This window comes from Oceanobacillus sp. MO10714A, from assembly GCF_037072045.1.
GTDB lineage: Bacteria > Bacillota > Bacilli > Bacillales > Amphibacillaceae > Oceanobacillus > Oceanobacillus indicireducens.
In genome coordinates, this window is the sequence record NZ_JAXHDC010000021.1 from 26,118 (window position 1) to 52,014 (window position 25,897).

Here is a 25,897-nt window from a genome sequence, read left to right on the forward strand (position 1 = left end):
AAGGAAAAGGTGCTGACAAAAAATTGTCTAGCACCTTTATTTTTATGCGGCTGGATCTTCTGATTTCGCTCCAATGATTTTATCGACCATCATCGCGATTGCGCCGTCACCAGTCACGTTTGTTGCAGTACCGAAGCTATCCTGCGCCATGTATAATGCAATCATCAATCCAAGTGCTGTTTCATCGAAGCCGAGCATGGTGCTAAGCAGTCCTAACGCTGCCATGACGGCACCGCCTGGAACTCCGGGAGCAGCAATCATAATAATTCCAAGCATTAAGATGAAGGGAATCATCATTCCGAACGTTGGGAGAGACATCCCGCTGGAAAGCACCATAACTGCTACGGAACACATGACAAGTGTAATCGTACTTCCCGCTAAATGAATGGTCGCACATAATGGAACAGCCGAATCAGCTACACCATCTGTTACTCCATTATTCTTGGAAGAGCGGACCGTTACCGGAATAGTGGCTGCGCTGGACATGGTTCCGAGCCCGGTAAAATAGGCTGGAAGCATGGTTTTTAGCGAAGTAAAAGGATTTTTCCCGGCAAGCGTACCTGCGACAATATAAAGCACGATAAGCCATACCCAGTGGATTGCAATTGCCATAAGAAGTACGAGTCCAAATGCTTGAAGCGTGTCAAATACCGTTCCATCTGCAGCAAGTTCGGCAAAAATACTCGCAATATAAAACGGTAAAATCGGGATGATGACTTTCCAGATGAGGCGTTCAATAATTTCCTTTCCTTCATCAAAGAAAGCTCTTAACGTTGGGCTTTCAACCCTCGTGATCCCGATTCCGAAGACGAACGCTAGAACTAAAGCCGTCATCACACCTGTAATTGGATCAATTGTAAGTTCAAATATAGGCTCGAAGCCACTGGCTTCTTCCGCGGACGCTCCACCATTTCCAACGAGCTTTGGTATAACAAAAAGAGCAACGATAAATGCTAACGTGCCCGCTAAAATTGTGGATATATAAGCAAGTCCCCCGGTGATCCCAAGCATTTTCCCGGAATGCTTACCGAAGCTCGCAATCCCACTGGCAATATAAAAAATGATGATGAGCGGAATCGCAAATCCGAGGAATTGTCCGAACAGTTCTTTGAATGTCACGATAATCTTCACGATGAAATCTGGGATAACTAACCCGATAAGAATACCGGCAACAATACCCACTAGTAATTTTACGATTAATTTCATTCCTTCACTCCTTCCCGATTATGAGATTTCTTTAAATATACCATTGACCTTAGTCAAATTCAAGAAAATTCCCAGATTTCTCATAACGAAAGTTGTAGCTTCAAATTAATGAAAATATGTTGATTCCCAGTCAAATAAGGGAATACTAACGGTACCATTTCCCAAATTGTGTCGAATGGTTTTTTAACGAGGAATTTTTGAAGCAAAGTAGGTGAATGCTTGTGACGTTTTTAATTATTGGTATCATTATCCTTTTTATCGCATCTAGTTATTTTTCAGGTAGTGAGACGGCACTTACGGCAACGAATGAGATGAAGCTGCAATTAAAAGCGGCCAACGGGGATAAAAAGGCAGAGCGCTTACTCAAGCTCGTCAACAATCCGGATCTCTTTATCCCAGGTATTTTAATCGCTAATAATGTTCCGAATATCGTGCTTCCTTCCCTTGTAACAATTGTCGCGCTCGAGTACGGATGGAATATCGGTATTACGACAACGGTGCTGACTGTATTAATTATTATATTTGCTGAAGTCATGCCGAAATCGGTCGCTGCAGCTTTTCCTGAGCGAATTTCTTACATCGTCTATTATCCGACGATGATTATTTTACACATTTTAAAGCCATTTATTTGGTTACTTAATCTGCTCACGAAAACAACAATTCGCTTACTCGGAAAAGAGGGGGACGAAGAGGTCACCATTTCGAAGGCGGAGATGCGAGCAATGGTTGATATCGCTCACACAGAAGGTACGTTTAAAAATGATGAGACGTACCGATTGAAATCGATGCTTGATTTCCAGACATTAAATGTTTCGGATGTATTGAAAACGCACCGGGTAGAGATGAAGGCCATCCCGACTGATATCGCTTTTGAAGAAGCAAAGGAGTTTTTATTGGAAAATCATCATACACGGTACCCGATTTACGAAGGGGATAGCGATAATATTGTAGGTGTCTTCCATTCGAAATTTATTTTATCTTGGTCCATTCAACCGGAAAAAGGGATTCGGGAGTTCTCTGATATGGATCCCTTATTTATTTACGAATTCAATTCGGTTGATGCAGTTTTCAAAAAGATGACGGACGCTAAGAAGCATATTGCTATCGTGCTCGATGAATATGGTGGAACAGAAGGGTTGATCACCCATGAAGATTTAATCGAGACCATGATTGGCGAGGATATTGAAGATGAGATGGATGAGGACGACGCACTCATCCATGAGCAAACGGAAACGTTCATTATTTGTGATGGACGGCTTTCGTTGCACCGTCTTAATAATGTCTTCCAAATTGATATCCCGGAGGAAGCGGATAATGTGGCTGGTTTTATCTTGAATCGATACAGTTATTTGCCGGAAGAAGGGGAAGTATTCACTTTTAAAAACTTAGAATTTAAAATTTTAGAAGTAAGTGAACGAAGAGTGCACTTGGTTGAAATTAGGAAACTTTAGAACGACCTATCGCGTGGCTTAAGGGAGGTTGAATGTCCATTCTCCTTGCTAACGTCCTTTAAATATGTAATAGTAGAATTAATAGAATATTTCTCACCACTAGGGGTGCATTATTTGCTGAGAGAGTCAGGTGGAAAACTGTCTCAACCCTTCGAACTTGATCTAGTTGATACTAGCGAAAGAAAGCGGTGTTTGATAGCGACAAATCAACATGTTACGCGCAGACCGCCTTTTTCCATTATAAAAAGAGCGGTCTTTTTTAATGGGAAAGGTAAAAGTGTTTCATACACATGTAACGAAAGGCTTTCGGCAAATCGAGACATACCCTTTGTGGTGTAGAGAGGTTCTATACCAAAAAGGGAGGAATAAATCATGAGTGAACAGTTTACAGATCGTCTGTGGAAAAAGGTCCAGCCAATTTGGGAAGCTTACTTGGAGCATCCGTTTGTAAAGGGAATCGGGGATGGGACGCTCGATAAGGAAAAGTTCAAGCATTATATGAAGCAGGACTATGTCTATTTAATTGAGTATTCGAGAGTTTTTGCAATCGGGAGCGCAAAGTCACCGGATTTACATACGATGACGATGTTTGCGAATCTATTGCACGGGACATTGAACATGGAAATGGAATTACACAGGGAATATGCAGCCCGCTTTGGTATTACAAGTGAAGAACTCGAGGAAACTGAACCATCAGCAACGATGACTGCTTATACAAGTTATATGCTGAATGTTTCCCAGCTTGGCGGTGTAGAGAATGCGATTGCATCTGTGCTGGCCTGTGCATGGAGCTATAACTATATTGGAAAAGAATTAGCGAAAAACCCAGAGTCATTAGAGCATGAGTTTTACGGTAATTGGATTCAAATGTATTCCTCAGAAGGATTCACCGAGCTTGCCGAAAACTGCCAGAAGCTCATTAACGATTACGCAGCAGGAAAATCTGAAAAAGAGTTGCAAGCGCTTGAAGATATTGTTGTAAAAACAAGTAAATTTGAATACATGTTCTGGGAAATGGCAGAAAATATTGAGATGTGGCCGATATAAGAGAGTAATGGGGGAGTGCTTGTCGCTCCCCCCTAATTTTGTTAAGCGGTTTATTCTCTTTTTTCCTTATCTTTCCTTGAATCACTTGATGGCATTTTCAATCCTGTAAACGGATTGATCTCATATGACATATCCCGATCATGCTCTTTCTCTGTTTTACTTACATTCTTACTTAATGCAACAAAATACCAAACAAAGGGTACTGCGACAATGAGCAATATAAGTCTTGGAATCCAGTCGCTCAACAGATCACTCCTCTTTTAAAGTTAGCGAATCTTTTTCTGTCTTTCAAATTTACGTCCGTAATAATTGGGATAACGTCTTTCATACCTACACAACCGTCATCTTTGTTCTATTCTTGAGCTTTCTATTAATAAATGAAACGATTCTTGCAGTCGGATTGATTTGGGCAGCTCATATCGGAATGGATCGAATGGTCGGGTACGGATTAAAATATACAAACACTTTCAAAGAAACACATTTGAATCGAGTTTAGTTTCCGAATGTCCCATTAAAATTGAGCAGAGCACAAAGCTGGAGAAACAGGAGATTAGGAGGTTAACAAATTCATTATACTCAGTAAACCTAAGCTTTCTTCCCATTGGGGCATCGGGATGCTTTCTTATTGTATCGCGGTTATTACTGCATTTATTGTTTTCGGTGATCCGAGATTGCTTCAAAAGGAAAATGTCAGTTTGTTCCTTTATTTTTTCCAGTCATTTTTTGTCCCGTTAATTATATTCTTCAAAAGAGACGGATCTGCCTTTAAATCTTCTAGATACCCTGAAATGTGGGGGCCAAGGTCATATTCTGCCGTTGCATAGATTGATAGCGAATCGTAAGAACAAGGAATGAGTTTTAATCTTTCTGTATGAATCTCCACATTCCAGATCACTTAACTTGAATAATTCCAATTATTTATTATTACGATCCAGGTTTACTATATGTTTCGTTTTTAATAAACTAAACTGCAAATAAAATTGCTAACTTAAACAATCTATACTATGCTTGATATAATAATTCTTTTTTTATTGGAAAATAACTACATACGATAAGACCCGTAATTATGGTGTCTAAGGAGACTTAATAGGGAATCTGGTGTGAAACCAGAACTGTACCCGCAACTGTAAATGCTGACGAAATAAGTAAATCCACTGTCTTGGACGGGAAGGAATTAGAGTAGGATGAAGCATAAGTCAGGAGACCTGCCATTATTATGAAAGTTATCTTCTTCGGGAGCTGGGAAGGTATAATGAGGTTTATTCTGACTTTTAACGGTAAAAGATTACTGTTTTATTGAGGATGCTATCTTTATTATACCCATCAGTTTTGATGGGTTTTTTCATTTCCTTAAAAACTCTCCCGAAGTCTCTTAAACGGTCACTACAAAGAACAGAGAAGAGGTTATGAAATGGAAGAAAAATTACCAGCGACAATTTCGAGAACAATTCAGACGAAGCTTGTTTTACCTCCGGATACAAACCATATGGGAACAATTTTTGGAGGAACTGTTTTAGCATCAATTGACGAAATAGCGGCGATTGCTGCTATGAAGCATAGCGGGAGTGTGGTCGTCACGGCATCGATCGATACGGTGAATTTTCTCTCAACTGCTAAGGCAGGTGACATATTAAAATTGGAGGCGGTCGTCGTCTCTACAGGCAGAACCTCGATGGAAGTGTATGTGAAAGTGGAATGCCAGCATTTGGATACAGGCGAAATAACAACGACTACTACTGCAATTCTGACGATGGTTGCAATTAATAGTGAAGGAATTCCAACCAAAGTGAGTGGCGTGATTCCGGAAACGGAGGAGGAGAAGCGTCTGTTTCAAAGTGCGCAAATAAGGAAAAGTCGACGGATGCAGATACGAGAGTATTCAGAGGGCAGGTAAGAAAGAATCCTGCCTCTTTCCCATCATCATTTAACTATTTCCCTTCCTACCCCTCGCAAACTTCACCAAGGTCACATAAGCAACAGAAGCAGCAAGCGCAGCAGTAAGCAATGGTAGCCCAAATGAATTGCTGCCTGTAATAACGGTTTCCTGGGAGAGACCAGTACTCATGCTCCAAGCTGAACTAATATTCGGAGTATATATCCATGTTAGAAACATGCCAGACAGTACCTGGAATACGGTGAACATTACAATAAAACTAATGATAAAGACAAGATACTTTTTCATTAAATATCCTCCGATTCATACATTTATATCTTACATACGAGTGGCAAGTAATTAAGTTTCATTTTACTAAAAAATAAAATTCATATCCATCTAAATAACTATCCCCATTTACCAAGTATTGGGGTATAATATTCTTTAGTTTTACAAAAGGGATTTTCCTATACATGTCTACATGAGAGAGGAGTTAGGGGTCACTTTTTCAATTGTTATTTTTAAAGATGTTGCATAAGTAAAAGGGGGAAAAAGAGATGAGAAAAACCATTGCCTTATTGATAATGGCAAGCTTCTTACTGCTTGCCGCTTGTGGGGAAGATAAGGAGCCGTTAACAGAAGGCCAAGTGTTGGAGCAGGCAATTCAAGCGAATGCTGATTTAGAAAGTTATACGACAGAGATGAAGATCGATACAGAGATTATGGATATGATTGTATCGATTGAAGGTACGGCTGACGTCACACATGATCCGGACACACTTTATTTAGACATGACGATGGGGATGACTGGAATTTCTATGGATGTGGAGACATATATCGTTGGTGAAGAAGTGTATATGAACATGTTCGGTGAATGGTTCATTACGGATGAAGAAGAAATGGGACTAGAGAGCTTTGACCAATTAAATGAAGGTGAACTTGAAAAACTAGAGGCGTTTGCTGATCAATTTGAAATGACGGAGGAAGAGGATCAGTATATCCTTGCGTTAACCGGTGAGGGAGAAGAATTTGAGGAATTAATCGAACCATATTTCGATACATCAATGGGAGATTTGACGATGGATATTGACTTGGAAGAAGACCTTTCCGACATTACGATTAACAGTTTTGAGACCGAAATGAAGGTTGATAAAGAGTCAATGTTGATCCAATCACAAACTGTTCAGGCGGAATTTGAAATGGACGGTGAATCTATTCAAGTTACAGCGGAAGCTACGGTGTCGAATGTGAATGAAGTTGAGCCAATTGAAGTTCCAGAAGAAGTAAAAGAAAATGCTGTAACGGAAGAGGAATGGGAAGAAGATTTTGCATTTCTCGAGGAAGAAATGTCACTTGAGGAAATTAAGGAAAATGTAGATTATACGATTCCCGATGTTACATTCGTACCGGAGGGCTATGAAATGACGGAATCCTATTATTCCTCGGATGATGAGTCAGAGATGGTCTATCTCATTTATGAGGATGAAGATTGGAACGGCTTCGTATTTAGCATCTATCCTTCACAAGAGGATTATGATGGAATGTTTGAAGGGGAAGAGACGGAGACAATCACTATTAATGGTAATGAAGGTAATCTGGCGGTTGATGATGATGGTTTCATGTGTCTCACTTGGGAACATGAAGATGTGTTTCTTGAATTAATTGGCGAAGAATCTGAAATGCCGAAAGAATTGTTTCTGCAAATAGCAGAGGGGATTGAGTAAGAGCACATTTCGTCTAATAAAAAGCGACAGGGAATATTTTTAGATAATCTCTGTCGTTTTTTTGGTGTGAAAATTTTATTATATTGCGGTAATTCCACCATCCACGATAAACTCAGAACAAGTGGAATAACTGGATTCGTCGGATGCTAAGTAAAGGACAAGATTTGCTACTGTTGAATTTTGTCTCGAGGAGTTAGTTCCATTTTTCTGCTGCTTTATGACTGAGGAGAAAAATAGGAATAAACAAGATTAGAATTACGACTGCACCTAATAAATTGTTGAATGTTAATAAACCAGTATTAGATATATGATAAGAAAGAATAATATAATAAGGAATGATCAGTGATACAGAAGTCCAAAGACCTGGAGTATAGCTGCGTAAGTATAAGGATTGTACGGGATGGGTAAAAATATTTAAAGCAAATAACAGATTTAACCCGAGAAATAGAGGATAGTGCTCAGTTATTGTTGTAATTACAATCAGAATAGCTACTGGGATAGAAAGTAAAAATACAACGAAAGAAAATCTGGCTGCATTCATTGTCTCAAATTTCCTGAGTTCTTCTTCTACAAAAGCAGGGATTCTTTTGCGAATTCTTGGATACGTTTTGTTGAACCATTTTTCAATTGTCATGATTTCTTCTAGGTTGTGGAGCATGAAAATGATGGTGAAAATTAGGACGAATAGATGGATATCCATAACCTTTTAACTCCTTTCTTAGAAATGCTCTTTTTTAAAACCTTTCTATAACAGTATTTTAACATGATTATTCTTATCTTTATACGAGTTTATAATTAATACTTTTCGCATGGCTGGAAGGCAATCGGCGGGTAGGTTATTATCTGAAGGCTGTCTTCCTTTAAAAAGAGTAAAATATTTTCTCCGCTTGAATACATTAAAGAAGGAAAAGATATTTGGAGGTGTACTCATTATGTCATCACCACAAGAATCAAAATCAACAAACTCATCAAATGAGATAATATCTTTAGAAGAACTTTCCTTTGTTTCAGCCATGTTCTTTGTTATCGGTGCAATGATCTCCTTTTATGTTGCTTATAAAAGACTTAAAGATTCGTCTTTAGGTGGACCGCCGATATTGCAACCCGTGCCATAAAGTGAAACTCATTCAGTGGGGATATCCTTACCTCTCCCACTGAATGTTAGTTGAACAGAATCATGGATTTATTACGGACTGTATATCCCAACCTTCATATATTGGGTTTCCCTCATGTTTCAATCGATGTATCGCAGGACTATCGCATGATATTTTCCAGGAACGGATTAATACAGAGAACTTGACAATCGAAACCGTGGCAGAAAAGATTGCTTTGAAATCTGAAATCCAACTAATCACCGATAAACGGGGGAAATTCAAGAGAAAGCTAGACAGGTTAAAAATACAACTTAGTCATATCCGATGGTTTTAAGAGAATTTATAGGCGCAATCATTGAAACCAAACACTCACTTCCGCCGTAAAACTACAAGTGAGTGTTTTTCATATTAACCTAAACCAATTCCAAAAGGGGAGAGCCACCAAATGACCTTTCTAATCCAACATCAATGGGAAATTTTTATCGCTGCAGAGATACTGTCCTTTATCTCATTAATTCTATTCGGGGTCATCCGCTATTTTTTCAACAAACGGAATTTAAGTCTTATCTTTCTGCTGTCTTTTCTCGGCTTATTTATCGTTGAGGGAGTGCTTGCTCTCCTTATTTACCGGGAAACAGGCGAGATTTCGATGTTTCAAATTGTTATTTTGATTTTTATTTTGTATGCGTGCACTTTTGGCATCAATGATTTCCGGAAGTTGGACCGTTGGATGCGCTTGAAGATTGGTAATTTGCGCGGTATCGACTTACTTACTGAAAGGGATAAAGAAATCATCAGGAGACAAAAAGACCCGAAATATATTGCCAAAATCAATCGATACAGCTCCATTTTCCATTTACTTATATTCGCAGCCGTCCAGATTGTTTTCTGGAGCTATGGAATAAAGGATCTCAATCAGGCGATGAATTACCTGACTGATCTTTCGTGGATTGGTGATGACAATTACTTGGCATCACCTTATGCAAATGAAATGATGTATAACATTTCAATGGTTTGGGGGATTGTTTTTATTATTGATTTCATTTATTCGTGGTCTTACACCATTTTTCCGAGCAAGTCTTAAGCGGGAAGTGGGGTATTTAGGAATCTTAACATCCTGACGTTGATAGCTCCTCTTAGGCGAAATGAGCTGGTCAATAGGGATTGATAACCTTCTATATGCCCGGAATACTGTCATGTTGCTCACGGAATTTGTATTTTCGATATTCTGAATGCATAGTCACCTGAGAAAAAGGATTCATCTCGTTTTCCGACCCAAATTTCATGTCAAAAATAGGGATTTGTCTAGTGCGGTTTCCTGTACTCTGCCATAGGCTGTAGGGAAGGGAAAGAACAGGATAAAATTTTTCTTGAAAAGGAGCATATACATGCATGGATTTGTAAATCATGTACCGATGCATCATTCGCCATTACCATATCCAGAAATGCACCGGGCTCGTCCGCCGGGTCCGTTTGGGCCAGGTGGCGGTATTGATCCGCTTGCAGCTGGATTAATAGGAGCAGGACTAGGATTTTTAGGTGGCAGTTTAATCGCTGGAGGACCAGGTTTTGGCTTTGGACCGGGATACGGTCCTGGGTTCGGTCCAGGGGCCGGATTTGGTTACGGTCCTGGCTTCGGACCCGGCCCGGGATTTTGGCAGTACGGTCCCGGATTCGTGCCATATGGTGGTTTTTAATATAAAAGAAAGGGTTTGGGTGCACGCACGCAAACCCTTTCTTTTATATTAAAAATAAGATAGACTAGTCATAAAGAATAGATATTTTTCCACTAGGGGTGCCAGTCGGCTGAGATAAGACTTTTTCTTAATCCCTTTGAACCTGATCTAGTTCATACTAGCGTAGGAAAGTGGAGTTGGTATACATACTTAAATTGTATTAATAACCACTCCAATTCCCGGGGTGGTTTTTCTTTTTTAAAAACTACCTCGCCCTTAATCTATTTCAATTTACTAAAAAGGAGGAAGTTTACATGAACTATATTGCTAAAATTCGAGAAAAAAGTCCGTTTATCTATAACATCACGAATGAGGTTGCGACAAATTTTGCGGCAAATGGTTTAATTGCGATTGGTGCGTCTCCAGCCATGTCGAATACACCAAAAGAGGCGGAGGAGAATGCGAGTCATGCGGATGCTGTCGTATTGAATCTCGGAACTTTAACCGAGGATCGGGCCGAGGCGATGCTGCTTGCTGGCCTTAAAGCGAATGAAAAAGGAATTCCAGTCATTCTTGATCCCATCGCAGCAGGGGGAACAAAATTCCGTACGAAAGTGATTAATGAATTATTGGAAAAGGTGAAATTCGCTGCTATCCGAGCGAATGCTGGGGAAATTTCCGTACTTGGCGGAGCGCTTGATATTATGAAAAGCCCTGACTCTACGGTTGAATCGATTGATCCGAAAATTGCTCAAACAGTAGCGAAAGAATATGATACGGTTGTTATTGCAACAGGGAAAACAGACGTCATTACAGACGGAACGCGCATGAGTCTTTGTAATAATGGGCATACCATGCTACAAAATATTACGGCAAGCGGGTGCCTGCTTTCGTCTCTCGTTGGGCCTTATTTAAGTGTTGCCGAAGACTTGTATGAGGCGAGTGTGGAAGTGACTGCAGCTTACGGGATAGCTGCGGAACTTGCGATGAAAAAGGCGGAAGGGCCGGGCACGTTCATCCCTGCTTTGCTTGATCAGCTTTATCTGCTGGATCAGGAGACGGTGAATACGTATAAAAAGCTGCAAGAGATTTAGAATGAATACAACAAACGGGAACGTAGCTCTACTTCTAGTCGATTTACAAAATGATTTTTGCCATCCGGAAGGCACCGCAGGTAAACGCGGGAAAGATATTCATGCTTTTTATGAAAAAATGAAACAGATGAAGGATTTGCTAGAAGCAGCACGAGAATGTGAGATTCCAGTGATTCATGTGATCTCGGAACATAGTGCTTGGACGGAATCCCCTTCTGCAAATGAACGATTCGGCCGAAGCAATCAGAAAAGTAATTTATCCTACTGTGAACCTGGAAGCTGGGGAGCGGAAATTCATGAGTATTTCACTCCGCTTCCAGGAGAAAAAGTTGTCGTAAAACATCGGTATAGTGCGTTTGTCCATACAAATCTTGAGCTTTTATTACGCTCAAATGGTATAAGCCATCTTACGATTATTGGAGCTTACACGAATGTGTGTATTGACACGACTGCTCGTGATGCTTCTATGAGAGATTTTTTCGTAACGGTTCCCTCTAATTGTGTCGTCTCGGATAATGAAAAACTACATCACGACGCATTAGAGTTACTCCAAGGAACATTTGCAGAAGTTGTTCACGCAGTTGAAGTAAAAAAACAATGGAAAGGGGAAATATAATTGAAAGAAATTCTATTTATCGAAGCAGGAATGGGAATTGATCTCCACGGCCAGGACATAAATGTAGCTGCCGAACGTGCGATTATGGATGCGATCCATTATAATTCCATGCCAGGAATAAGGAAAATGCTGCCAAGTCAAGACTTGAACAATATGCGGGTGAACGTTAAGCTCGCTGTACCAAAAGACGAGGAAAAGCTTGACCATGAAAAAATTAAAAGTTTGCTTCCTTATGGAACGGTAACGGTAGAAACCGTTGCTGGAGGCATGGCGACAACGAGCGGTATTTTCCTTGAAGATCAACAGGATGAAAATGATTTAATGTATATTGTGAATGCAGTCGTTGAGGTTGGGTATTAATGAAATGACATTTAGTTTAGTTGGTAAATCAAATAAGTATGATGATGGGTGGGCTTTTAGTAGGCAGTCAATCGTCCGTCAACGCCTCACTGGGTCGGAGAATTGGGACGATTGAAGGTGCACTCATCTCTTTTCTGACTGGTACAGGTTTGCTTGCGATACTGGTGCTTTTCTTTGGACAGGGAAATTTATATATAAGGGGAATGTCCGGGCGAGGAAGCTCGAGCAGTCCGGAAAAAAGGCATGTTAAAATGAGGCACTTAGGGAAAGTCTAAGTACCTCATCGCTATTTCTCCTCTACATCAACCAAATAAATCTTCTCTTCAAACCCGCCATATTCCTCTGCCTTTTTGGCCCGACGTTTTTCTACATCTTCCATCGTGGTGTCGTGGATACCGACAAGGGCCTGCATGACTTCGAGGATATCGGCAAGTTCTTCTAATGCATCTTCGTCATTTGCTGCATCTTGATATTCCATCACTTCTTCATTCAGTTTCTTTTTTAGCTCCATAATATAACGATCCTGGTTAAGGGTTTCGGTATTGAAGGCTTGACCGTTTTGTTCCAATATTGACGGAATACCGTCGCGGACAAGTTTATTATACGTCGTCACTTAGGAAACACTCCTTTTTCATTGTTGTCGATTATATGGGGAAGCGAAATTACCTATATTCAATCGTTCCCTAAATACTGACAAGAAAAACGTTCGCTCTCAATTTAACGATAATGTTTCTTACTGAACGTGAATGCATCAACTGCTTCCCGGTCGATTTCATATCCGATGCCAGCTTTCTTAGGAACCGTAATATAACCGTTATTCGCGATAACTTCTGGTGCGATAATATCTTTTTCCCAATAGCGGTCGGAGCCGGATGTGTCACCAGGCAAGGTGAAATTCGGCAGCGATGTTAGCGCAATATTATGGGCCCGGCCAATTCCTGATTCAAGCATCCCGCCGCACCAGACAGAGATACCTTTCTCCGCACAGTAATCATGGATTTTTTTCGCTTCAGATAATCCGCCAACACGGCCGATCTTCACGTTTATAACTTTCGTACTTCCGAGTTCCACCGCTTTTCGTGCATCTTCCAACGAATTGATGCTTTCATCTAAGCAAATCGGAGTTTCCAGCTCTTTTTGCAGCTTGGCATGGTCGATAATATCGTCAGAAGCGAGTGGTTGTTCAATCATCATGAGATTAAATTCATCAAGTTGTTTTAACGTATCAAGATCCTTTAATGAATAAGCTGAATTAGCATCTGCCATAATCGGCAAATCAGGGAAGTGTTCGCGTAACGCCCGGATTACTTCGACATCTTTACCAGGCTTGATTTTCACTTTCATACGCTTATAGCCTTCTTTCACATATCCATGAACCAATTGGATCAAGTCATCGGTAGTAGGCTGAATGCCAATACTGATGCCAACCTCAATCTGTTCACTCTTCCCGCCAAGTGCCGCTGCAAGAGATTGGTTCGTTTGCTGGGCATAGATATCCCAAACTGCACCTTCAATCGCGGATTTTGCCATATTATTTTTCCGGATGGGGGAAAAAGTGTCACGCACTTCATCCGGGTGCTGCAATTCTTTATTGAGGAGGAGTGGAATAAGAAAATCCTCAAGCATATGCCAGTTCGTCATCATCGTTTCTTCGGTGTACCAGGGGGCACGGAAGGCGACCGATTCTCCCCAACCAATCGTTCCACTTTCGTCTTTTGCCTCTAGCAGTAGAAAGTCACGATTTTCTAGCGTTCCGAAACTTGTTGCAAAAGGAGATTTTAATTTCATTTGTAAATGGCGGATGGTGATCTCTGTCAATTTCATGATTCATTTCCTCCAAATTCAATCTTGTTCTTTGTTTTTTACTTAGACTTTACACTCGTACACCTGCGCGATTAGAAAAAGGTTCGCGTTGCCGCATCACTTTCTTCTTCACTAGCAAATAATTCTTAATTTCAAAAAGCAAGTAAAAGAGATTGGCCCGCACTTCGAATTCTTCTCTTGTCTTTGGTAGTTCATTTTCACGGAAAATTTCTTCGTAAGACTCTAACTTTTCGAGAACAGGATCAATGTTCTTCGTGCGGACGTTTTCGCTAATGTTCAATAATAGGTCGGCAACCATTTCGCGTTGTTCCACATGGATCTCTGAGAGGGAAACGATGCCTATAATTGGCAGCATTTGTCGCAATATGGCGAGCTGTTCTTCGCGCAATCTGAAATAATGATAGTCTGTTCTTTTTTCTTGTAATAAATTGTTTTCAATATCTTGGATGGCCATCGATTTCGCTTGATTAATAATTTCTTCCGCTTCATTAATCTCTTGTCCGTCCCAATTCCGGTGATTATCTTTTAAGAAAGCATGGAATTCATAGAGGATTTTTGCATACTTTTCTTCAATTTCATATTTGAACCTATCAATGTCTTTTCTCATACTCGGCATAACACTGTTTACAATGAATGCAATTCCAATCCCGGTGAGAATGATAAATAGTTCATGGAAGAAAACTTCAAAACTTGCATTTCCAATCATATAAATATGGGAGAGGACAACCATGCTTGTGATAAATCCGTTTTGAATCCGCGCTTTCATTAAGATCGGTATAAACAGAAGAATGAAAATCGCAAATACAATCGGGTGATAGCCTAATAATTCAAAGACCACCATACCGAGAACGAGTGAAAGAAGACAAGCGAAAAATTTATCCTTAATCGTGTAGATGGTTCGTTTTTTCGTCCGTTCAATACACATAATGACAAGAATCGCTGCAAAGGTTGCAAATTGAATGTCAACAAGACTTGCAAACCACATCGCAATACCTGCACCGACTGCTGTTTTAATCGTTCGGTATCCCATACCAACCATCCGAAACACCTCCCTTCCCTGATGACTTTCATTAGATCTATTATAGACTGTTGGAGAAGGAAGGAACAGAATTCCGGTCGGTGAGTGTGTTATACTAAATTTAATCACTCATTTAAATGGAGAAATCAATAGAAAAGGAGATGTTTTACATGATTAGATCGATTCCTGAAATTACATTAAATGATGGACTATCAATCCCGGCAATTGGACTAGGGACGTATAAAATGAATGGTAACGCTGGGGTCCGGTCGATTATAAGTGCGATAGACAATGGGTATCGTCTGCTTGATAGCGCTTATAACTATGAAAACGAAGGTACAGTTGGGGAAGCTGTCCGTAAAACTGGTGTACAGCGTCAAGATTTAATCATCACGTCGAAGCTGCCAGGGAGATACCATCAATACGATTTGGCCGTGCAGACGATTCAAGAGTCCTTGTACCGGGCGAATCTCGATTATTATGATTTATACCTCATCCACTGGCCGAATCCGAAGCAGGACGTGTATGTCGAAGCTTGGCAGGCGTTAATTGATGCAAAAAGATGGGGCTTGGTTCGTTCAATTGGAACGAGTAATTTCCTGCCTGAACATATTGAACGGCTGGAAAAAGAAACCGGTGTGAAGCCAAGTGTGAACCAGATTGAATTGCACCCGTTCTTCAATCAGAAGGAGCAGCGGAAGTGGCATGAAGAAAATGATGTTCAGACACAATCCTGGAGTCCGCTTGCACGTGTAAACAACGTGCTTGATAACGATATTCTAACGGCAATTGCGTCACGCCATAATAAGTCCGTATCTCAAGTTATTCTGCGCTGGCATTATCAGTTGGGATCGGTTGCTATTCCAAGATCGACTTCACCGGTTCGTCAGCGGGAGAATCTTGCTATCTTTGATTTTGAATTATCACAGGAAGAAATGAATAAGATCGGCGAATTGAGTCGTCCGGACGGGAGAATGAAAAACCAAGATCCAGCTGAGTATGAAGAATTTTAAACTGGCGAAGAAGTGTGAGGATACCTTATGAAGGAACTGTATATAAAGCAAAAAATACTTAGCTTAAGCGGCAGGTTTACGGTAAAAGATGCAGATGAACGGGATGTATATACCGTAGAGGGTAGCTTCATGAAAATCCCGAAAGTCTATACGATTAAGGATGAGAGAGAAGCGGAAGTCGCCCGAATTACGAAGCGAATGCTTACCTGGATGCCGAAGTTCACCATTGCTGTTGCCGGTGAAGAAGTCATTACGATAAAAAAGGAATTTTCTTTTTTTAAACCGCGCTATTCGATTGATGCGATTGGCTTAGAGGTGACAGGAGATTGGTGGGGCATGGATTTTGAAGTGTATCAGCACGGAGCGTTTATTGGAGAAGTGAAGAAAAAATGGTTTACTCGGGGCGATAGTTACCAAGTTAAAATAAGTGATGAATCCGAAGAAAGCCTGATGATTGCCCTCGTTGTCGCGATTGATTGCGTGAAAGCAGATCAATCAGCAGCTGCCGCTTCGCCGGGAAGTTGAATAGAAACGGGTCCCCAAGTGAAAATTTTCCTTGGCGACCCGTTTTTTGTAATTGCTTTGGGAACTGTATGGTAATGATACTGTGGATGACTACATTTAGCCGAGTGAATAGGGGCGTTTTAATCTTTAATCGTCCGTTTGAATTAGGTTAGATTTCGTTCGGTCGATTAGAGATGTCTTAATTACTCGAATGAGTTAGACTTTCCTTCGTTCGGTCGATTATAAGGGTCCTAATCACCCGAACGAGCTAGAATAGCCTTCATTCAGTCGATTAGTAGTGCTCTAATTAATCGATTTGGCTAAATTCGATTTCGTTCGGATAAATAGGGATGTTTTTTTGATCACCCTTTTGCGCCTCCTGATTCCAGCTCGTTTGGTCAGAGAGATCTAATCAACACTTGAAAACAACTCTAATTCGAGCAGTGAAGCTGTCCGTTTATTATAGCCGTCAACAGTATTATTTAAAATCTTCTCCGTGCAGTGATAGGAAATTTGCCAGTGCAAAAGTTGAATTCATTACTTTCCATCGGTGTAGTTATCAAAATATCCTTGAATATAGACAAAAGGTGTTCCTTTGTCACCGCTGCCTGACGTGAGGTCAGATAGAGAGCCGATCAAGTCGGTTAGTTTTCGTGGAGTTGTTCCTTGTGCCTCCATAGATCCGACAAGGTCATCACCCTTTTTATTAATGAACGCGGCAACTGCTTCGTCTAATTCATCTCCGCGCAGGTGACTAAAGTTATTATCAGCTAAATATTTTAATTTGATTTCGTTCGGTGTACCTTCCAGACCTAACGTATAAGCTGGGGATACAACAGGGTCTGCTAGTTCCCATATTTTTCCAGCCGGATCCTTGAATGCACCATCGCCGTACACCATTACTTCAACTGTTTTTCCAGTAGCTTGTTTAACTTTTGCTTGAATCCCGTTTACTAATTCCTGACAATTATTCGGGAAGAGTTTCACACTTTCTTCGGTCGCTTTATTAGAACCGAGTAGTCCGTATGCTTCGTTATAACCACTGCCATTAATCGGTTCTGTTAAAATATCATCCAGTCCGTAAATCGTTTCCGCACCGTGTTTCTTTAGGATCCGTTTCGTCCGGTGACGGGAGTGGATATCACAAGTGAGGACATGCTTCGTGTACTCTAGGATTGATTTCGCGTTATTGGAAAAAATAATCTCGCATTCAATTCCTTCTGCTTCGATAATGCTCCTGTAATATTCAATATAATCGACGCCAGTGAATGGATGTTTGCAATTTCCGAATAACTCGCGGAATTCCTTTTCCGTTAGTACATCTGTCCACGGATTGACTCCTTTATCATCTAAGTCATCAATGCTGACTAAATGGTTGCCAACCTCATCTGCTGGATAGCTCAGCATGAGGACAATTCTTTTAACCCCGCGGGCAATCCCACTTAAAATGCTGGAAAAACGATTCCGGCTCAGGATTGGGAAGACGACTCCGACCGTTTTATCGCCAAATTTCCGCTTGGTATCTTCAGCAATTGCTTCGATGCTAGCATAATTTCCTTGCGCCCGGGCAACAATCGACTCGGTCAAGGAAACGATGTCACGATCTCGAATTTGGAAGCCCTCGACTTTCGCTGCTTGTAAGACGGTTTCTACGACGATTTCCTCGAGGTCATCGCCTTCATTGATAATCGGTGCTCTGAGTCCACGTGCGGTTGTACCTACTACTCTTACCAATCTGATCTCTCCTAATCTTCATGAGAATATATGATGTACATATCTATTAATTTTTGATTTTCCTTCTTTACTATACCTGTAATTCGTGATATAAGTAAAATTAATAATTATTATACCTAGTATTAGGAGAATTTATATGATAGAGAACTTGGATTTATATCGAGTTTTTCAGATCGTCAGTCAAAATAAGAGCTTTTCCCAAGCGGCAAAAGAATTATTTATGACTCAATCTGCTGTGAGCCAAGCAATTTCCCGGCTGGAGAAGGGGCTCGAAGTCCAGCTGTTTTATCGGACTCCAAAAGGCGTTATGTTAACGACAGAGGGGAAAGTGCTGCAGGAGCATGTCAGCTCAGCTCTCGGGATTCTTGATGTTGCGGAAGATAAGATTCAAGCGTATAAGGGAATCCGGCGCGGTGAGTTGCGAATTGCGGTTGGAGATACAATTTCCCGTTATTTTTTATTACCTTATTTGGAAGAGTTTCATGCGCGATTTCCTGGTATTAAGCTGAAGGTGTTAAATGGCACGACTCCGGAAATATTAGGTTTTTTGAAAGCTGGGGAAGCGGACGTCGGTGTATGTAATTTACCGATTGATGATGAGCAGTTTGAAGTTACGCCTTGTATGGAAATCCATGATATTTTCGTTTGCGGAGATAAATATAAACGGATTTCGAAACATCGGATCAGCTATGATCATTTAATGGAACTACCGCTCATCTCTTTTGAAAAAAATACGGTCTCCCGTGATTATGTGGATGCGTTTTTTAAAGAAAGAGGATATGAACTGTCTCCGGTATTCGAACTTGGTTCATATGATCTTATTATGGATTTTGCGAAAGGGAACTTAGGCATATCTTGTGTTGTTCGCGAGTTTTCTCGTGAGTATTTAAACCGCGGTATTGTCCATGAAGTATTGCTGGAAGCGGAAATTCCGAGCCGGTATATCGGTATTGTCCATTTAAAAACAGTCCCACTCTCCCGCGCCGCAGCCAAGTTTGTCGAAAGTATTAAACCGAGGATTTAGAAGTGGGACATTGGGGTCAGAGCACTTGTCCCACTAGGGCGGGACAAGTGCTCTGACCCCAATGTCCCTCCTTGAAAATGGAAAGGGGATTTAGGATGATTCATATGCCGCGATTATAAATAGTGTTATCGCACTAGCTATCGCCTCACTGGCAGAGAAAGGGATTACTCCGCCTGTTTTCCTTAGTGGGAATGTGGATGGAGCTGATGAGCATAATGAGCAATTAATGAAAAAGCATAAAGAGCTGTTTTCTTAGGTATAATGACGGATTTGCATACGTATAGATGTATAGACAACCATACTGTATTTTGATAAAATAAATATGAATAAATCTTTTTTTACGTGCTACCAATCAGTTTGAAGATGGAAGGGGGGCAGTAGCAAAAGATAAATTTTCCTTTTAAATGACAGCGCTATCATATTGCGTTTTTTATTAATCCAACATGAAAGATGAAAGGAAAATGACCAAGAACAAGCTTTATCATCATTAAATTCTAGAAGAGGATGATTATTATGATGAAGTATTTACAAAACCTTGGTAAATCGCTCATGCTCCCTGTAGCTGTACTGCCGGCTGCAGCGATCCTGATGGGGATCGGTTACGGGATTGACCCGGAAGGATGGGGTGAGGCGAATAAGGTAGCAGCTTTCCTCATTAGTGCCGGTAGTGCTATTTTAGATTTCCTCCCTGTTTTATTTGCAGTTGGTGTCGCAGTCGGTATGGCGAAGGAAAAGGATGGATCTGCAGCGCTTAGTGGTTTGGTAGGCTTTTTGATTGTTACTACAGTGCTTTCTGTTGATAATGTGGCTCTCCTTCAGGGGATTGAAGCGGAAAGTGTGAATGCGGCTTTTGCCAATATTGAGAACGTCTTTGTCGGTATTATTTCAGGTCTTATTGCTGCCGCGATGTATAATCGATTTAGTAAGACGAAACTTCCTGATGCGCTCGCTTTCTTTAGTGGAAAACGGCTTGTTCCGATAATGACAGCTGGTACGATGCTTCTTTTGTCTTTACTCTTTTTGTTCATCTGGCCAATTGCTTATTCTGGATTAGTAGCATTCGGTACGGCAATTAGTAACTTAGGCTCTGTTGGTGCTGGGCTTTATGGCTTCTTTAATCGCCTATTAATTCCAACTGGACTGCATCATGCGCTAAACTCTGTATTCTGGTTTGACGTGGCTGGGATTAACGATATTGCTAATTTCTGGTCCGGTCAAGGGGAAAAAGGGATAACTGGAATGTATCAGGCCGGATTTTTCCCAATTATGATGTTTGGTTTGCCAGCAGCAACATTAGCAATGTATCATACGGCTAAAACGAGAAGAAGAAAACAAGTTGCTTCTCTACTGATGGCCGCGGCTTTTGCAGCTTTCCTGACAGGTGTAACCGAACCAATTGAATTTTCCTTCATGTTCTTAGCTCCATTCTTGTATGTTGTGCATGCAGCCTTAACAGGATTATCCTTATTTATTGCATCGGCCTTTGGCTGGACGGCAGGTTTTAGTTTCAGTGCCGGAGCAATCGACTTTTTCTTGAGTTCGCGGTTGCCACTTGCGAATCAGCCATGGATGCTTATTGTGCAGGGTCTTGTGTTTGCGGTAATTTATTATTTCTTGTTCCGTTTCTTAATCGTTAAGTTCGATATGAAAACGCCGGGCCGGGAAGATGATGATGAAGTTGTGGAAGCGGCGACTGAATCAGCCTCTGGTGCAGGTGATCGCTTTGCAGTGATGGCTCGTGAAATTTACGCAGGTCTTGGTGGGGATGAAAATGTTCTCTCCGTTGATAATTGTGCGACGCGGCTCAGGCTGGAAGTTAAAGACGCACAACAGGTAGATCAGCCAAGAATTAAAGCAACTGGTGTGCCGGGCGTCCAAATTGTTGGGAAAAACAATGTTCAGGTTATCGTTGGTACCCAGGTTCAAGCAGTGGCAGATGAGGTAAGAAGCATCCGAAATAAAAAATAGCGAAAAAAAGATGAAACGGGGATACCTTAGGGTTCCCGTTTCATCTGTAAATGGAAGATATATTTATCTGCACGGTAAGCGGACTTCACGTATTCAACAGGGGTTTCTAAGTCTTCTTGTAAATAACTTGTCCGTTTCATGAGTAATATCGGATTCCCCTCTTTGATGCGTAAATGGTTGATTTCATTATCTGTGGCAAGTACAGCCTCGATGCTCTGGGTGCCGTACCCTATTTGCAATTGAAGCTTGTTTTCCAAATAGTGATAGAATGAGGTTGTGACATCTTGTTCCGTCATTTCCCCGACAAGTTTTTTGGGAGTATACACTGTCTCAAGGGCAACGGGTTCATCGTTTGCAAGGCGGATTCGTTTGATTTCGTAAATGGTATCCGCTGCATTTAATTTTAAAATAGAGGCAAGCTCGGTGTTTCCTGAAATAGTTTTAAAACTGATCAGTTTATTCGATGGGATGAGTCCGCGGCTTTTCATATCTTCACTGAAACTAGTTAAACCGGAAAGATCTTGTTCGAACTTATTCTCCGCGACAAAGGTGCCTTTTCCTTTTTGACGGTATAAAAGTCCTTCGCTTGCAAGATTGTTGATCGCTTGTCTTACAGTCATCCGACTAATATTATATTTCTCTGTGAACTCTCGCTCAGATGGCAATAAATCACCAGGTTTTAGCTCGTTCGTTTCAATTAATTGCCTGATTCGTACTTCTAATTGATAATAAATTGGGATTGGTGAATCTTTATCAATCATACTAAAAACCCCCCTACTTATCTTCACTAATTGTATCAAAAAGACGACAACATGTATAATTGTAAGGATGTATAGACCACTAGTATAGGAAGAACGGGACATCGGGGTCAGAGCACTTGTCCCACTAGGGCGGGACAAGTGCTCTGACCCCAATGTCCCGCAGCAGGAAGGAGAGCTACAAATGATTGTTGTTAAGAATGCACAAGTGTATACGGAAAGTGAGATCATCCCTGAGGCGAGGGTAGTTATCCGGGATGGCTTGATTGAGCAGATTGTTGCAGAGGATGGTTTGGCTGAGGATATTCCGCCGCAAGCACAAGTTATTGATGCTAAGCATGAATATCTTATTCCGGGTTTCATCGATACTCATATTCACGGAGCAGCAGGGGCAGATGTGATGGACGCGATGCCTGATGCACTTCAGATAATGGCTGAATTTTTGCCTAAGGAGGGTACAACTGCTTTCCTTGCGACAACAATTACGCAAGCAACTGAAAAAATCGGGCAAGCACTTCGAAATATCGCAAATTTTAAAAGCAAACCAGGAAAATCGGAAGTAATCGGTGTGCATCTGGAAGGTCCTTTTGTAGAAAAAACGAAAGCTGGTGCTCAGCCGGTAGAATATATTCAGAAACCAAACATGGGACTTTTCAATAGATGGCAAGAGCTTGCGGGGAATAAGATTAAAATGATAACTCTTGCGCCTGAACATGATCCAGAGGGAAATTTCATTCGATATTTAAATGAAACAGGTGTTACGGTTTCAGCAGGACATACGGATGCAGGTTTTTCAGAGCTTAAAAGAGCTGTCCGACAAGGGGTACGACAATTGACGCATTTATGTAATGCGATGAACGGAATTCATCATCGGGACATTGGAGCGGTCGGTGCAGCTTTATTACTGGAAGAATTACATGCGGAACTGATTGCGGATGGTATCCATGTTTCGGATGAAATGCTTCAATTGGTATACCATAATATGGGGAGCGGACGACTCACATTGATTACGGATGCGATGCGTGCGAAGGGGCTCCCTCCAGGCGATTATGAACTAGGTGGTCAGCCGGTAAAAGTGACTGAGGACCGGGCAGTGCTTGCGGATGGTACGCTAGCTGGGAGTATTCTTTCGATGCAAGAGGCAGTCAAGAAAATGTTTAAGCTTCTTGATGGGATTGGAATACGGGATATTATTCAAATGGCTTCCGTCAACCCTGCAAAACAAGCCAGTGTGTATGACCGTAAAGGAAGTATTACTATGGGGAAAGATGCGGACTTATTGATTGTGGATGCTGAATTAAATATAAAATATACGATTTGCCGTGGGATTATTGCCCATATTGGGTAAAAGTTTTGTACTGGGACATTTACACTGACCCCGTGTCCCAACCCTATGTCCCACGCTGGGACACTTGCTCTGACCCCATGTGCCGTTCTACAATGGGGTTAGTTATTATTTTTGAATAGGAGGTAGTGGTTGTGAAGAAGATAATTAATGATCCGAATTTGGTTGTTAGGGATATGTTGGATGGGTTTGTTGCTGCTTACCCAAGGGAAGTTAGATTATTGCCCGGGACAACAGTTATTGCAAGGGTTGATGCCCCGGCTGCAAATAAGGTTGGCTTAGTTAGTGGTGGCGGGAGCGGTCACGAGCCGGCCCATGCTGGTTACGTCGGTGAGGGGATGCTTGACGCTGCAGTTGCTGGAGAAGTGTTTACTTCACCTACCCCAGATCAGGTGCTGGAAGGGATCAAAGCAGTTGACGCTGGTGAGGGTGTGTTACTCGTTATCAAAAATTATACGGGTGACGTGATGAACTTTGACATGGCAGCTGAACTGGCTGAAGCGGAAGGAATTCGTGTAGAGCAGGTTATTGTAAATGACGATGTTGCGGTAGAGGATAGTTCATTTACGACCGGTCGCAGAGGGATTGCCGGGACCGTTTTCGTCCATAAGTTAGCTGGTGCAAAGGCTGAAGCGGGCGGAACACTTGCTGAGGTGAAAGCAGTCGCTGAAAAAACGGTCAAAAATGTACGTTCCATCGGGATGGCGATTACCCCGTGTACCGTACCAGCCGCTAGGACACCGAGCTTTACACTGGAAGAAAATGAGATGGAAATTGGTATTGGTATTCACGGGGAACCAGGTATTGAACGGAAAGCGATTGTGAGTTCTGATGATATTGCTGCAGAACTTACGGAAAAGGTACTGGATGATCTTAAGCTTGAAACAGGTTCGGAAGTTGCGGTTATGGTGAATGGCTTAGGAGGTACGCCAGAAATGGAACTATACATCGTTAATAAAAAAGTGAATGAAATTTTAACGAGTAAGGGCATCCGTATTTATGATACATTCGTTGGAGAGTACATGACATCTTTAGAAATGGCGGGTGTTTCCGTAACTTTATTAAAGCTTGATGACGAACTAAAGGAACTGTTGGATGCTAAATCAAAGGCACCGGCATTCCGGCGCTGAAATGGGGGCGAAAAGATGGAATTGAATGTAGCAAATACAGTGAAGTGGATGACGTTAGCAAATGAAAAAATCCAGGAAAATAAAACGTATTTAACTGAATTGGATCAGGCAATTGGGGATGGTGACCATGGAATTAATATGGCACGTGGTTTTCAGGAAGTAGAGGCGAAAATTACTGCCACTGATTATGATAATGTTTCTGATCTACTGAAAGGTGTCTCCATGACTTTGCTATCGAAAGTTGGTGGTGCGGCTGGTCCGCTATATGGTACAGCTTTTTTAAAGCTATCGATGGCAGTAAAAGGTAGTGAGACGCTAGATTTTCCGAAGTTCAAGAGCGGATTGGCAGAGGCACTTGCAGGAATAAAGCAGCGAGGTAAAGCAGAAAAGGGCGAGAAAACACTAGTCGACGTCTGGGAGCCGCTTGTCGATTACTTGAATGGACAAAATAGCTTCAATGCAGCAGGCTTTGAATCAGTAGCGAAAGAAGCAATGGAAGCGACGAAAGACCTTGAGGCGAAGAAAGGTAGAGCGGCCTACTTGCGGGAACGCTCGATTGGTCATTTGGATCCTGGCTCGGTTTCATCGTTCTATATTTTCTCAAGCCTTGCTGAAGTGTTGAAGGAAGGTGACTAATAAAAATTGGCAAATGTAAGTATTGTGCTCGTATCTCACAGTTCGAAAGTAACGGAAGGGATTCGAGATATCATCACGCAAATGGTACCAGCTGTTTCGATTGGAGTAGCAGGCGGAACGGAAGAAGGAGAAATTGGTACGAACATTGATAAAATAAAGCAGGCGATAGAAGAGGTTCAGGGAGAAAAGGGAGTTCTCCTATTTTACGACATCGGCAGTGCTAAGATGAATGCCGAGTTAGCAGTGGAAATGAACGAATATAAAAATGTCCATGTCGTAGAAGCCCCAATTCTTGAAGGTGCTTTCGTGGCAGCTGTAGAAGCGGGCATGGGTAAGTCACTAGAAGAAGTGCAAGCGGCTGCTGAAAAAAATTATCGGGATTAGGAAGCTTATTTAGGGGATAAGAAAAAACAAATAAAAATCGATCCAGAGGGGTTTTCATGTTGTTTAAAGACAAAGTTATACCAGCAATTCGAAAGATCAAAGATTTTGAAAAAGTCCTAGAGAGCGGCCACGAGACTATTATTTTATTAGAAAGTCGTGTCTCCCAATTGCAAAATTTAGTTAAATATGCTCATCAATATGGAAAAAAGATATATGTGCATGCGGATCTGATTAGTGGATTAAAAGCAGATAAATATGGGATAGAATTTTTAACGAATAATGTAAAAGTAGATGGAATCATTTCGACAAGAGGAGAAGTAATTTCCCTTGTCAAAAAGAGGCTGGGACATAACTAGCCAAAAATAGTAAATAAAAAGGTTTCAAGCAATAAAAAATTTGCTTGGAACCTTTTTTGTGG

Annotated in this window: 30 protein-coding genes, 1 pseudogene and 3 riboswitches; of the genes and pseudogenes, 21 read left to right on the forward strand and 10 right to left on the reverse strand. The window is 41.3% G+C overall.

Going from position 1 to position 25,897, the window contains the following annotated elements; translation table 11 throughout:
* Window positions 1-42: 42 nt before the first annotated feature.
* Complete coding sequence (locus tag SPD53_RS11665; protein WP_188859078.1) at window positions 43-1,206, reverse strand: dicarboxylate/amino acid:cation symporter; 1,164 nt, start codon at window positions 1,204-1,206, stop codon at window positions 43-45.
* Window positions 1,207-1,427: 221 nt separating this feature from the next.
* Between SPD53_RS11665 and SPD53_RS11670 the strand changes: the two genes are divergently transcribed.
* Complete coding sequence (locus SPD53_RS11670) at window positions 1,428-2,657, forward strand: hemolysin family protein (RefSeq protein WP_336252672.1); 1,230 nt, start codon at window positions 1,428-1,430, stop codon at window positions 2,655-2,657.
* A 91-nt stretch (window positions 2,658-2,748) separates the two neighbouring features.
* Window positions 2,749-2,858, forward strand: a riboswitch (TPP riboswitch).
* A 171-nt stretch (window positions 2,859-3,029) separates the two neighbouring features.
* Window positions 3,030-3,704 (forward strand): thiaminase II, encoded by a 675-nt coding sequence (tenA, locus tag SPD53_RS11675; RefSeq protein WP_336252673.1) that lies wholly within the window; start codon window positions 3,030-3,032, stop codon window positions 3,702-3,704.
* Between the two features lie 50 nt (window positions 3,705-3,754).
* Here the strand turns inward: tenA and SPD53_RS11680 are convergent, their stop codons facing one another.
* On the reverse strand, window positions 3,755-3,949 hold the full coding sequence (locus tag SPD53_RS11680) for a hypothetical protein (protein WP_188859074.1): 195 nt from the start codon (window positions 3,947-3,949) through the stop codon (window positions 3,755-3,757).
* On the opposite strand from SPD53_RS11680, the gene SPD53_RS11685 reads away from it, so the two are divergent.
* Both SPD53_RS11685 and SPD53_RS11690 read left to right on the forward strand, forming a co-directional pair.
* Window positions 3,931-4,200, forward strand: coding sequence for a DUF4260 family protein (locus tag SPD53_RS11685; RefSeq protein ID WP_336252674.1), 270 nt, complete (start codon window positions 3,931-3,933; stop codon window positions 4,198-4,200). The genes SPD53_RS11680 and SPD53_RS11685 overlap by 19 nt on opposite strands.
* 554 nt (window positions 4,201-4,754) lie before the next feature.
* Window positions 4,755-4,931, forward strand: a riboswitch (cobalamin riboswitch).
* A gap of 184 nt (window positions 4,932-5,115) precedes the next feature.
* Entirely contained in the window at window positions 5,116-5,598 is a 483-nt protein-coding gene (locus tag SPD53_RS11690) for an acyl-CoA thioesterase (protein ID WP_156856150.1), read from the forward strand.
* 30 nt (window positions 5,599-5,628) lie between these two features.
* On the opposite strand, the gene SPD53_RS11695 is transcribed toward SPD53_RS11690, so the two are convergent.
* Entirely contained in the window at window positions 5,629-5,886 is a 258-nt protein-coding gene (locus tag SPD53_RS11695; protein WP_336252675.1) for a hypothetical protein, read from the reverse strand.
* Between the two features lie 248 nt (window positions 5,887-6,134).
* Here SPD53_RS11695 and SPD53_RS11700 point away from each other — a divergent pair, with 248 nt between their 5' ends.
* Window positions 6,135-7,301 carry a DUF4367 domain-containing protein gene (locus SPD53_RS11700; protein ID WP_188855911.1) on the forward strand — a complete coding sequence of 389 codons (1,167 nt, stop codon included), beginning with the start codon at window positions 6,135-6,137 and terminating at the stop codon, window positions 7,299-7,301.
* A 78-nt stretch (window positions 7,302-7,379) separates the two neighbouring features.
* On the opposite strand, the pseudogene SPD53_RS11705 reads toward SPD53_RS11700, so the two are convergent.
* Window positions 7,380-7,472 (reverse strand): annotated as a pseudogene (locus SPD53_RS11705) (SDR family oxidoreductase); the annotation flags it as partial.
* 22 nt (window positions 7,473-7,494) lie between these two features.
* Window positions 7,495-8,001, reverse strand: a complete 507-nt coding sequence (locus SPD53_RS11710) for an HXXEE domain-containing protein (protein ID WP_336252676.1) — start codon at window positions 7,999-8,001, stop codon at window positions 7,495-7,497.
* Window positions 8,002-8,110: 109 nt separating this feature from the next.
* On the opposite strand from SPD53_RS11710, the gene SPD53_RS11715 reads away from it, so the two are divergent.
* The 7 genes from SPD53_RS11715 (at window position 8,111) to SPD53_RS19850 (ending at window position 12,416) form a co-directional block, all read left to right on the forward strand.
* Window positions 8,111-8,416 (forward strand): hypothetical protein, encoded by a 306-nt coding sequence (locus SPD53_RS11715; protein ID WP_188855909.1) that lies wholly within the window; start codon window positions 8,111-8,113, stop codon window positions 8,414-8,416.
* 424 nt (window positions 8,417-8,840) lie between these two features.
* Window positions 8,841-9,479, forward strand: a complete 639-nt coding sequence (locus SPD53_RS11720; RefSeq protein WP_156856155.1) for a hypothetical protein — start codon at window positions 8,841-8,843, stop codon at window positions 9,477-9,479.
* Between the two features lie 304 nt (window positions 9,480-9,783).
* Window positions 9,784-10,092 carry a hypothetical protein gene (locus SPD53_RS11725; protein WP_188855908.1) on the forward strand — a complete coding sequence of 103 codons (309 nt, stop codon included), beginning with the start codon at window positions 9,784-9,786 and terminating at the stop codon, window positions 10,090-10,092.
* Window positions 10,093-10,176: 84 nt separating this feature from the next.
* Window positions 10,177-10,278, forward strand: a riboswitch (TPP riboswitch).
* A gap of 107 nt (window positions 10,279-10,385) precedes the next feature.
* On the forward strand, window positions 10,386-11,165 hold the full coding sequence (gene thiM / locus SPD53_RS11730) for a hydroxyethylthiazole kinase (protein WP_188855907.1): 780 nt from the start codon (window positions 10,386-10,388) through the stop codon (window positions 11,163-11,165).
* Between the two features lies 1 nt (window position 11,166).
* Complete coding sequence (locus SPD53_RS11735) at window positions 11,167-11,781, forward strand: cysteine hydrolase family protein (protein ID WP_188855906.1); 615 nt, start codon at window positions 11,167-11,169, stop codon at window positions 11,779-11,781.
* Window positions 11,782-12,141: a Lin0512 family protein gene (locus SPD53_RS11740; protein ID WP_156856159.1), complete on the forward strand. Its 360-nt coding sequence runs from the start codon at window positions 11,782-11,784 to the stop codon at window positions 12,139-12,141.
* Window positions 12,142-12,185: 44 nt separating this feature from the next.
* A complete protein-coding gene (locus SPD53_RS19850) occupies window positions 12,186-12,416 on the forward strand; it encodes a DMT family transporter (protein ID WP_442946271.1) in 231 nt (76 codons plus the stop codon).
* Window positions 12,417-12,427: 11 nt separating this feature from the next.
* Here SPD53_RS19850 and SPD53_RS11745 read toward each other — a convergent pair whose 3' ends face one another.
* The 3 genes from SPD53_RS11745 to SPD53_RS11755 all read right to left on the reverse strand — a co-directional run bounded on the left by SPD53_RS11745 (window position 12,428) and on the right by SPD53_RS11755 (window position 15,004).
* Window positions 12,428-12,754, reverse strand: a complete 327-nt coding sequence (locus tag SPD53_RS11745) for a nucleoside triphosphate pyrophosphohydrolase (RefSeq protein ID WP_336252677.1) — start codon at window positions 12,752-12,754, stop codon at window positions 12,428-12,430.
* A 104-nt stretch (window positions 12,755-12,858) separates the two neighbouring features.
* On the reverse strand, window positions 12,859-13,965 hold the full coding sequence (gene menC / locus SPD53_RS11750; protein WP_188855903.1) for an o-succinylbenzoate synthase: 1,107 nt from the start codon (window positions 13,963-13,965) through the stop codon (window positions 12,859-12,861).
* A 49-nt stretch (window positions 13,966-14,014) separates the two neighbouring features.
* Window positions 14,015-15,004, reverse strand: coding sequence for an aromatic acid exporter family protein (locus tag SPD53_RS11755; protein WP_156856163.1), 990 nt, complete (start codon window positions 15,002-15,004; stop codon window positions 14,015-14,017).
* 149 nt (window positions 15,005-15,153) lie between these two features.
* Between SPD53_RS11755 and SPD53_RS11760 the strand changes: the two genes are divergently transcribed.
* The gene (locus SPD53_RS11760; protein WP_336252678.1) at window positions 15,154-15,996 is read left to right on the forward strand and encodes an aldo/keto reductase; all 843 of its coding nucleotides are present in this window, start codon (window positions 15,154-15,156) and stop codon (window positions 15,994-15,996) included.
* A 27-nt stretch (window positions 15,997-16,023) separates the two neighbouring features.
* On the forward strand, window positions 16,024-16,521 hold the full coding sequence (locus SPD53_RS11765) for an LURP-one-related/scramblase family protein (RefSeq protein WP_336252679.1): 498 nt from the start codon (window positions 16,024-16,026) through the stop codon (window positions 16,519-16,521).
* 516 nt (window positions 16,522-17,037) lie between these two features.
* Here SPD53_RS11765 and SPD53_RS11770 read toward each other — a convergent pair.
* Window positions 17,038-18,234, reverse strand: a complete 1,197-nt coding sequence (locus tag SPD53_RS11770) for a coenzyme F420-0:L-glutamate ligase (RefSeq protein ID WP_336252680.1) — start codon at window positions 18,232-18,234, stop codon at window positions 17,038-17,040.
* 136 nt (window positions 18,235-18,370) lie between these two features.
* On the opposite strand from SPD53_RS11770, the gene SPD53_RS11775 reads away from it, so the two are divergent.
* Both SPD53_RS11775 and nagE read left to right on the forward strand, forming a co-directional pair.
* Complete coding sequence (locus SPD53_RS11775) at window positions 18,371-19,258, forward strand: LysR family transcriptional regulator (RefSeq protein WP_336252681.1); 888 nt, start codon at window positions 18,371-18,373, stop codon at window positions 19,256-19,258.
* Between the two features lie 513 nt (window positions 19,259-19,771).
* The gene (gene nagE, locus SPD53_RS11780) at window positions 19,772-21,226 is read left to right on the forward strand and encodes an N-acetylglucosamine-specific PTS transporter subunit IIBC (protein ID WP_336252682.1); all 1,455 of its coding nucleotides are present in this window, start codon (window positions 19,772-19,774) and stop codon (window positions 21,224-21,226) included.
* Window positions 21,227-21,252: 26 nt separating this feature from the next.
* On the opposite strand, the gene SPD53_RS11785 is transcribed toward nagE, so the two are convergent.
* Window positions 21,253-21,987, reverse strand: a complete 735-nt coding sequence (locus SPD53_RS11785; protein ID WP_156856172.1) for a GntR family transcriptional regulator — start codon at window positions 21,985-21,987, stop codon at window positions 21,253-21,255.
* A 181-nt stretch (window positions 21,988-22,168) separates the two neighbouring features.
* Here SPD53_RS11785 and nagA point away from each other — a divergent pair, with 181 nt between their 5' ends.
* The 5 genes from nagA (at window position 22,169) to SPD53_RS11810 (ending at window position 25,835) form a co-directional block, all read left to right on the forward strand.
* Window positions 22,169-23,332: an N-acetylglucosamine-6-phosphate deacetylase gene (gene nagA, locus SPD53_RS11790; RefSeq protein WP_336252683.1), complete on the forward strand. Its 1,164-nt coding sequence runs from the start codon at window positions 22,169-22,171 to the stop codon at window positions 23,330-23,332.
* Between the two features lie 131 nt (window positions 23,333-23,463).
* Window positions 23,464-24,459: a dihydroxyacetone kinase subunit DhaK gene (dhaK, locus tag SPD53_RS11795; protein WP_238472578.1), complete on the forward strand. Its 996-nt coding sequence runs from the start codon at window positions 23,464-23,466 to the stop codon at window positions 24,457-24,459.
* 15 nt (window positions 24,460-24,474) lie between these two features.
* Window positions 24,475-25,095 carry a dihydroxyacetone kinase subunit DhaL gene (gene dhaL, locus SPD53_RS11800; protein ID WP_336252684.1) on the forward strand — a complete coding sequence of 207 codons (621 nt, stop codon included), beginning with the start codon at window positions 24,475-24,477 and terminating at the stop codon, window positions 25,093-25,095.
* A gap of 6 nt (window positions 25,096-25,101) precedes the next feature.
* Window positions 25,102-25,479 (forward strand): dihydroxyacetone kinase phosphoryl donor subunit DhaM, encoded by a 378-nt coding sequence (gene dhaM / locus SPD53_RS11805; protein WP_188855893.1) that lies wholly within the window; start codon window positions 25,102-25,104, stop codon window positions 25,477-25,479.
* Between the two features lie 59 nt (window positions 25,480-25,538).
* Complete coding sequence (locus tag SPD53_RS11810) at window positions 25,539-25,835, forward strand: glycerol-3-phosphate responsive antiterminator (RefSeq protein WP_336252685.1); 297 nt, start codon at window positions 25,539-25,541, stop codon at window positions 25,833-25,835.
* Window positions 25,836-25,897: the final 62 nt, after the last annotated feature.

What these genes read in the sequence shown, in the direction of transcription:
- SPD53_RS11785 (WP_156856172.1), bottom strand. Translation starts at nt 21,987, where the DNA reads ATGATTGATAAAGATTCACCAATCCCAATTTATTATCAATTAGAAGTA.
- SPD53_RS11695 (WP_336252675.1), bottom strand. Translation starts at nt 5,886, where the DNA reads ATGAAAAAGTATCTTGTCTTTATCATTAGTTTTATTGTAATGTTCACC.
- tenA (WP_336252673.1), top strand. Translation starts at nt 3,030, where the DNA reads ATGAGTGAACAGTTTACAGATCGTCTGTGGAAAAAGGTCCAGCCAATT.
- SPD53_RS11700 (WP_188855911.1), top strand. Translation starts at nt 6,135, where the DNA reads ATGAGAAAAACCATTGCCTTATTGATAATGGCAAGCTTCTTACTGCTT.
- SPD53_RS11715 (WP_188855909.1), top strand. Translation starts at nt 8,111, where the DNA reads ATGGCTGGAAGGCAATCGGCGGGTAGGTTATTATCTGAAGGCTGTCTT.
- SPD53_RS11760 (WP_336252678.1), top strand. Translation starts at nt 15,154, where the DNA reads ATGATTAGATCGATTCCTGAAATTACATTAAATGATGGACTATCAATC.
- menC (WP_188855903.1), bottom strand. Translation starts at nt 13,965, where the DNA reads ATGAAATTGACAGAGATCACCATCCGCCATTTACAAATGAAATTAAAA.
- SPD53_RS11735 (WP_188855906.1), top strand. Translation starts at nt 11,167, where the DNA reads ATGAATACAACAAACGGGAACGTAGCTCTACTTCTAGTCGATTTACAA.
- nagE (WP_336252682.1), top strand. Translation starts at nt 19,772, where the DNA reads ATGATGAAGTATTTACAAAACCTTGGTAAATCGCTCATGCTCCCTGTA.
- SPD53_RS11725 (WP_188855908.1), top strand. Translation starts at nt 9,784, where the DNA reads ATGCATGGATTTGTAAATCATGTACCGATGCATCATTCGCCATTACCA.
- SPD53_RS19850 (WP_442946271.1), top strand. Translation starts at nt 12,186, where the DNA reads ATGGGTGGGCTTTTAGTAGGCAGTCAATCGTCCGTCAACGCCTCACTG.
- SPD53_RS11755 (WP_156856163.1), bottom strand. Translation starts at nt 15,004, where the DNA reads ATGGTTGGTATGGGATACCGAACGATTAAAACAGCAGTCGGTGCAGGT.
- SPD53_RS11765 (WP_336252679.1), top strand. Translation starts at nt 16,024, where the DNA reads ATGAAGGAACTGTATATAAAGCAAAAAATACTTAGCTTAAGCGGCAGG.
- thiM (WP_188855907.1), top strand. Translation starts at nt 10,386, where the DNA reads ATGAACTATATTGCTAAAATTCGAGAAAAAAGTCCGTTTATCTATAAC.
- SPD53_RS11710 (WP_336252676.1), bottom strand. Translation starts at nt 8,001, where the DNA reads ATGGATATCCATCTATTCGTCCTAATTTTCACCATCATTTTCATGCTC.
- SPD53_RS11720 (WP_156856155.1), top strand. Translation starts at nt 8,841, where the DNA reads ATGACCTTTCTAATCCAACATCAATGGGAAATTTTTATCGCTGCAGAG.
- dhaL (WP_336252684.1), top strand. Translation starts at nt 24,475, where the DNA reads ATGGAATTGAATGTAGCAAATACAGTGAAGTGGATGACGTTAGCAAAT.
- SPD53_RS11775 (WP_336252681.1), top strand. Translation starts at nt 18,371, where the DNA reads ATGATAGAGAACTTGGATTTATATCGAGTTTTTCAGATCGTCAGTCAA.
- nagA (WP_336252683.1), top strand. Translation starts at nt 22,169, where the DNA reads ATGATTGTTGTTAAGAATGCACAAGTGTATACGGAAAGTGAGATCATC.
- SPD53_RS11690 (WP_156856150.1), top strand. Translation starts at nt 5,116, where the DNA reads ATGGAAGAAAAATTACCAGCGACAATTTCGAGAACAATTCAGACGAAG.
- SPD53_RS11665 (WP_188859078.1), bottom strand. Translation starts at nt 1,206, where the DNA reads ATGAAATTAATCGTAAAATTACTAGTGGGTATTGTTGCCGGTATTCTT.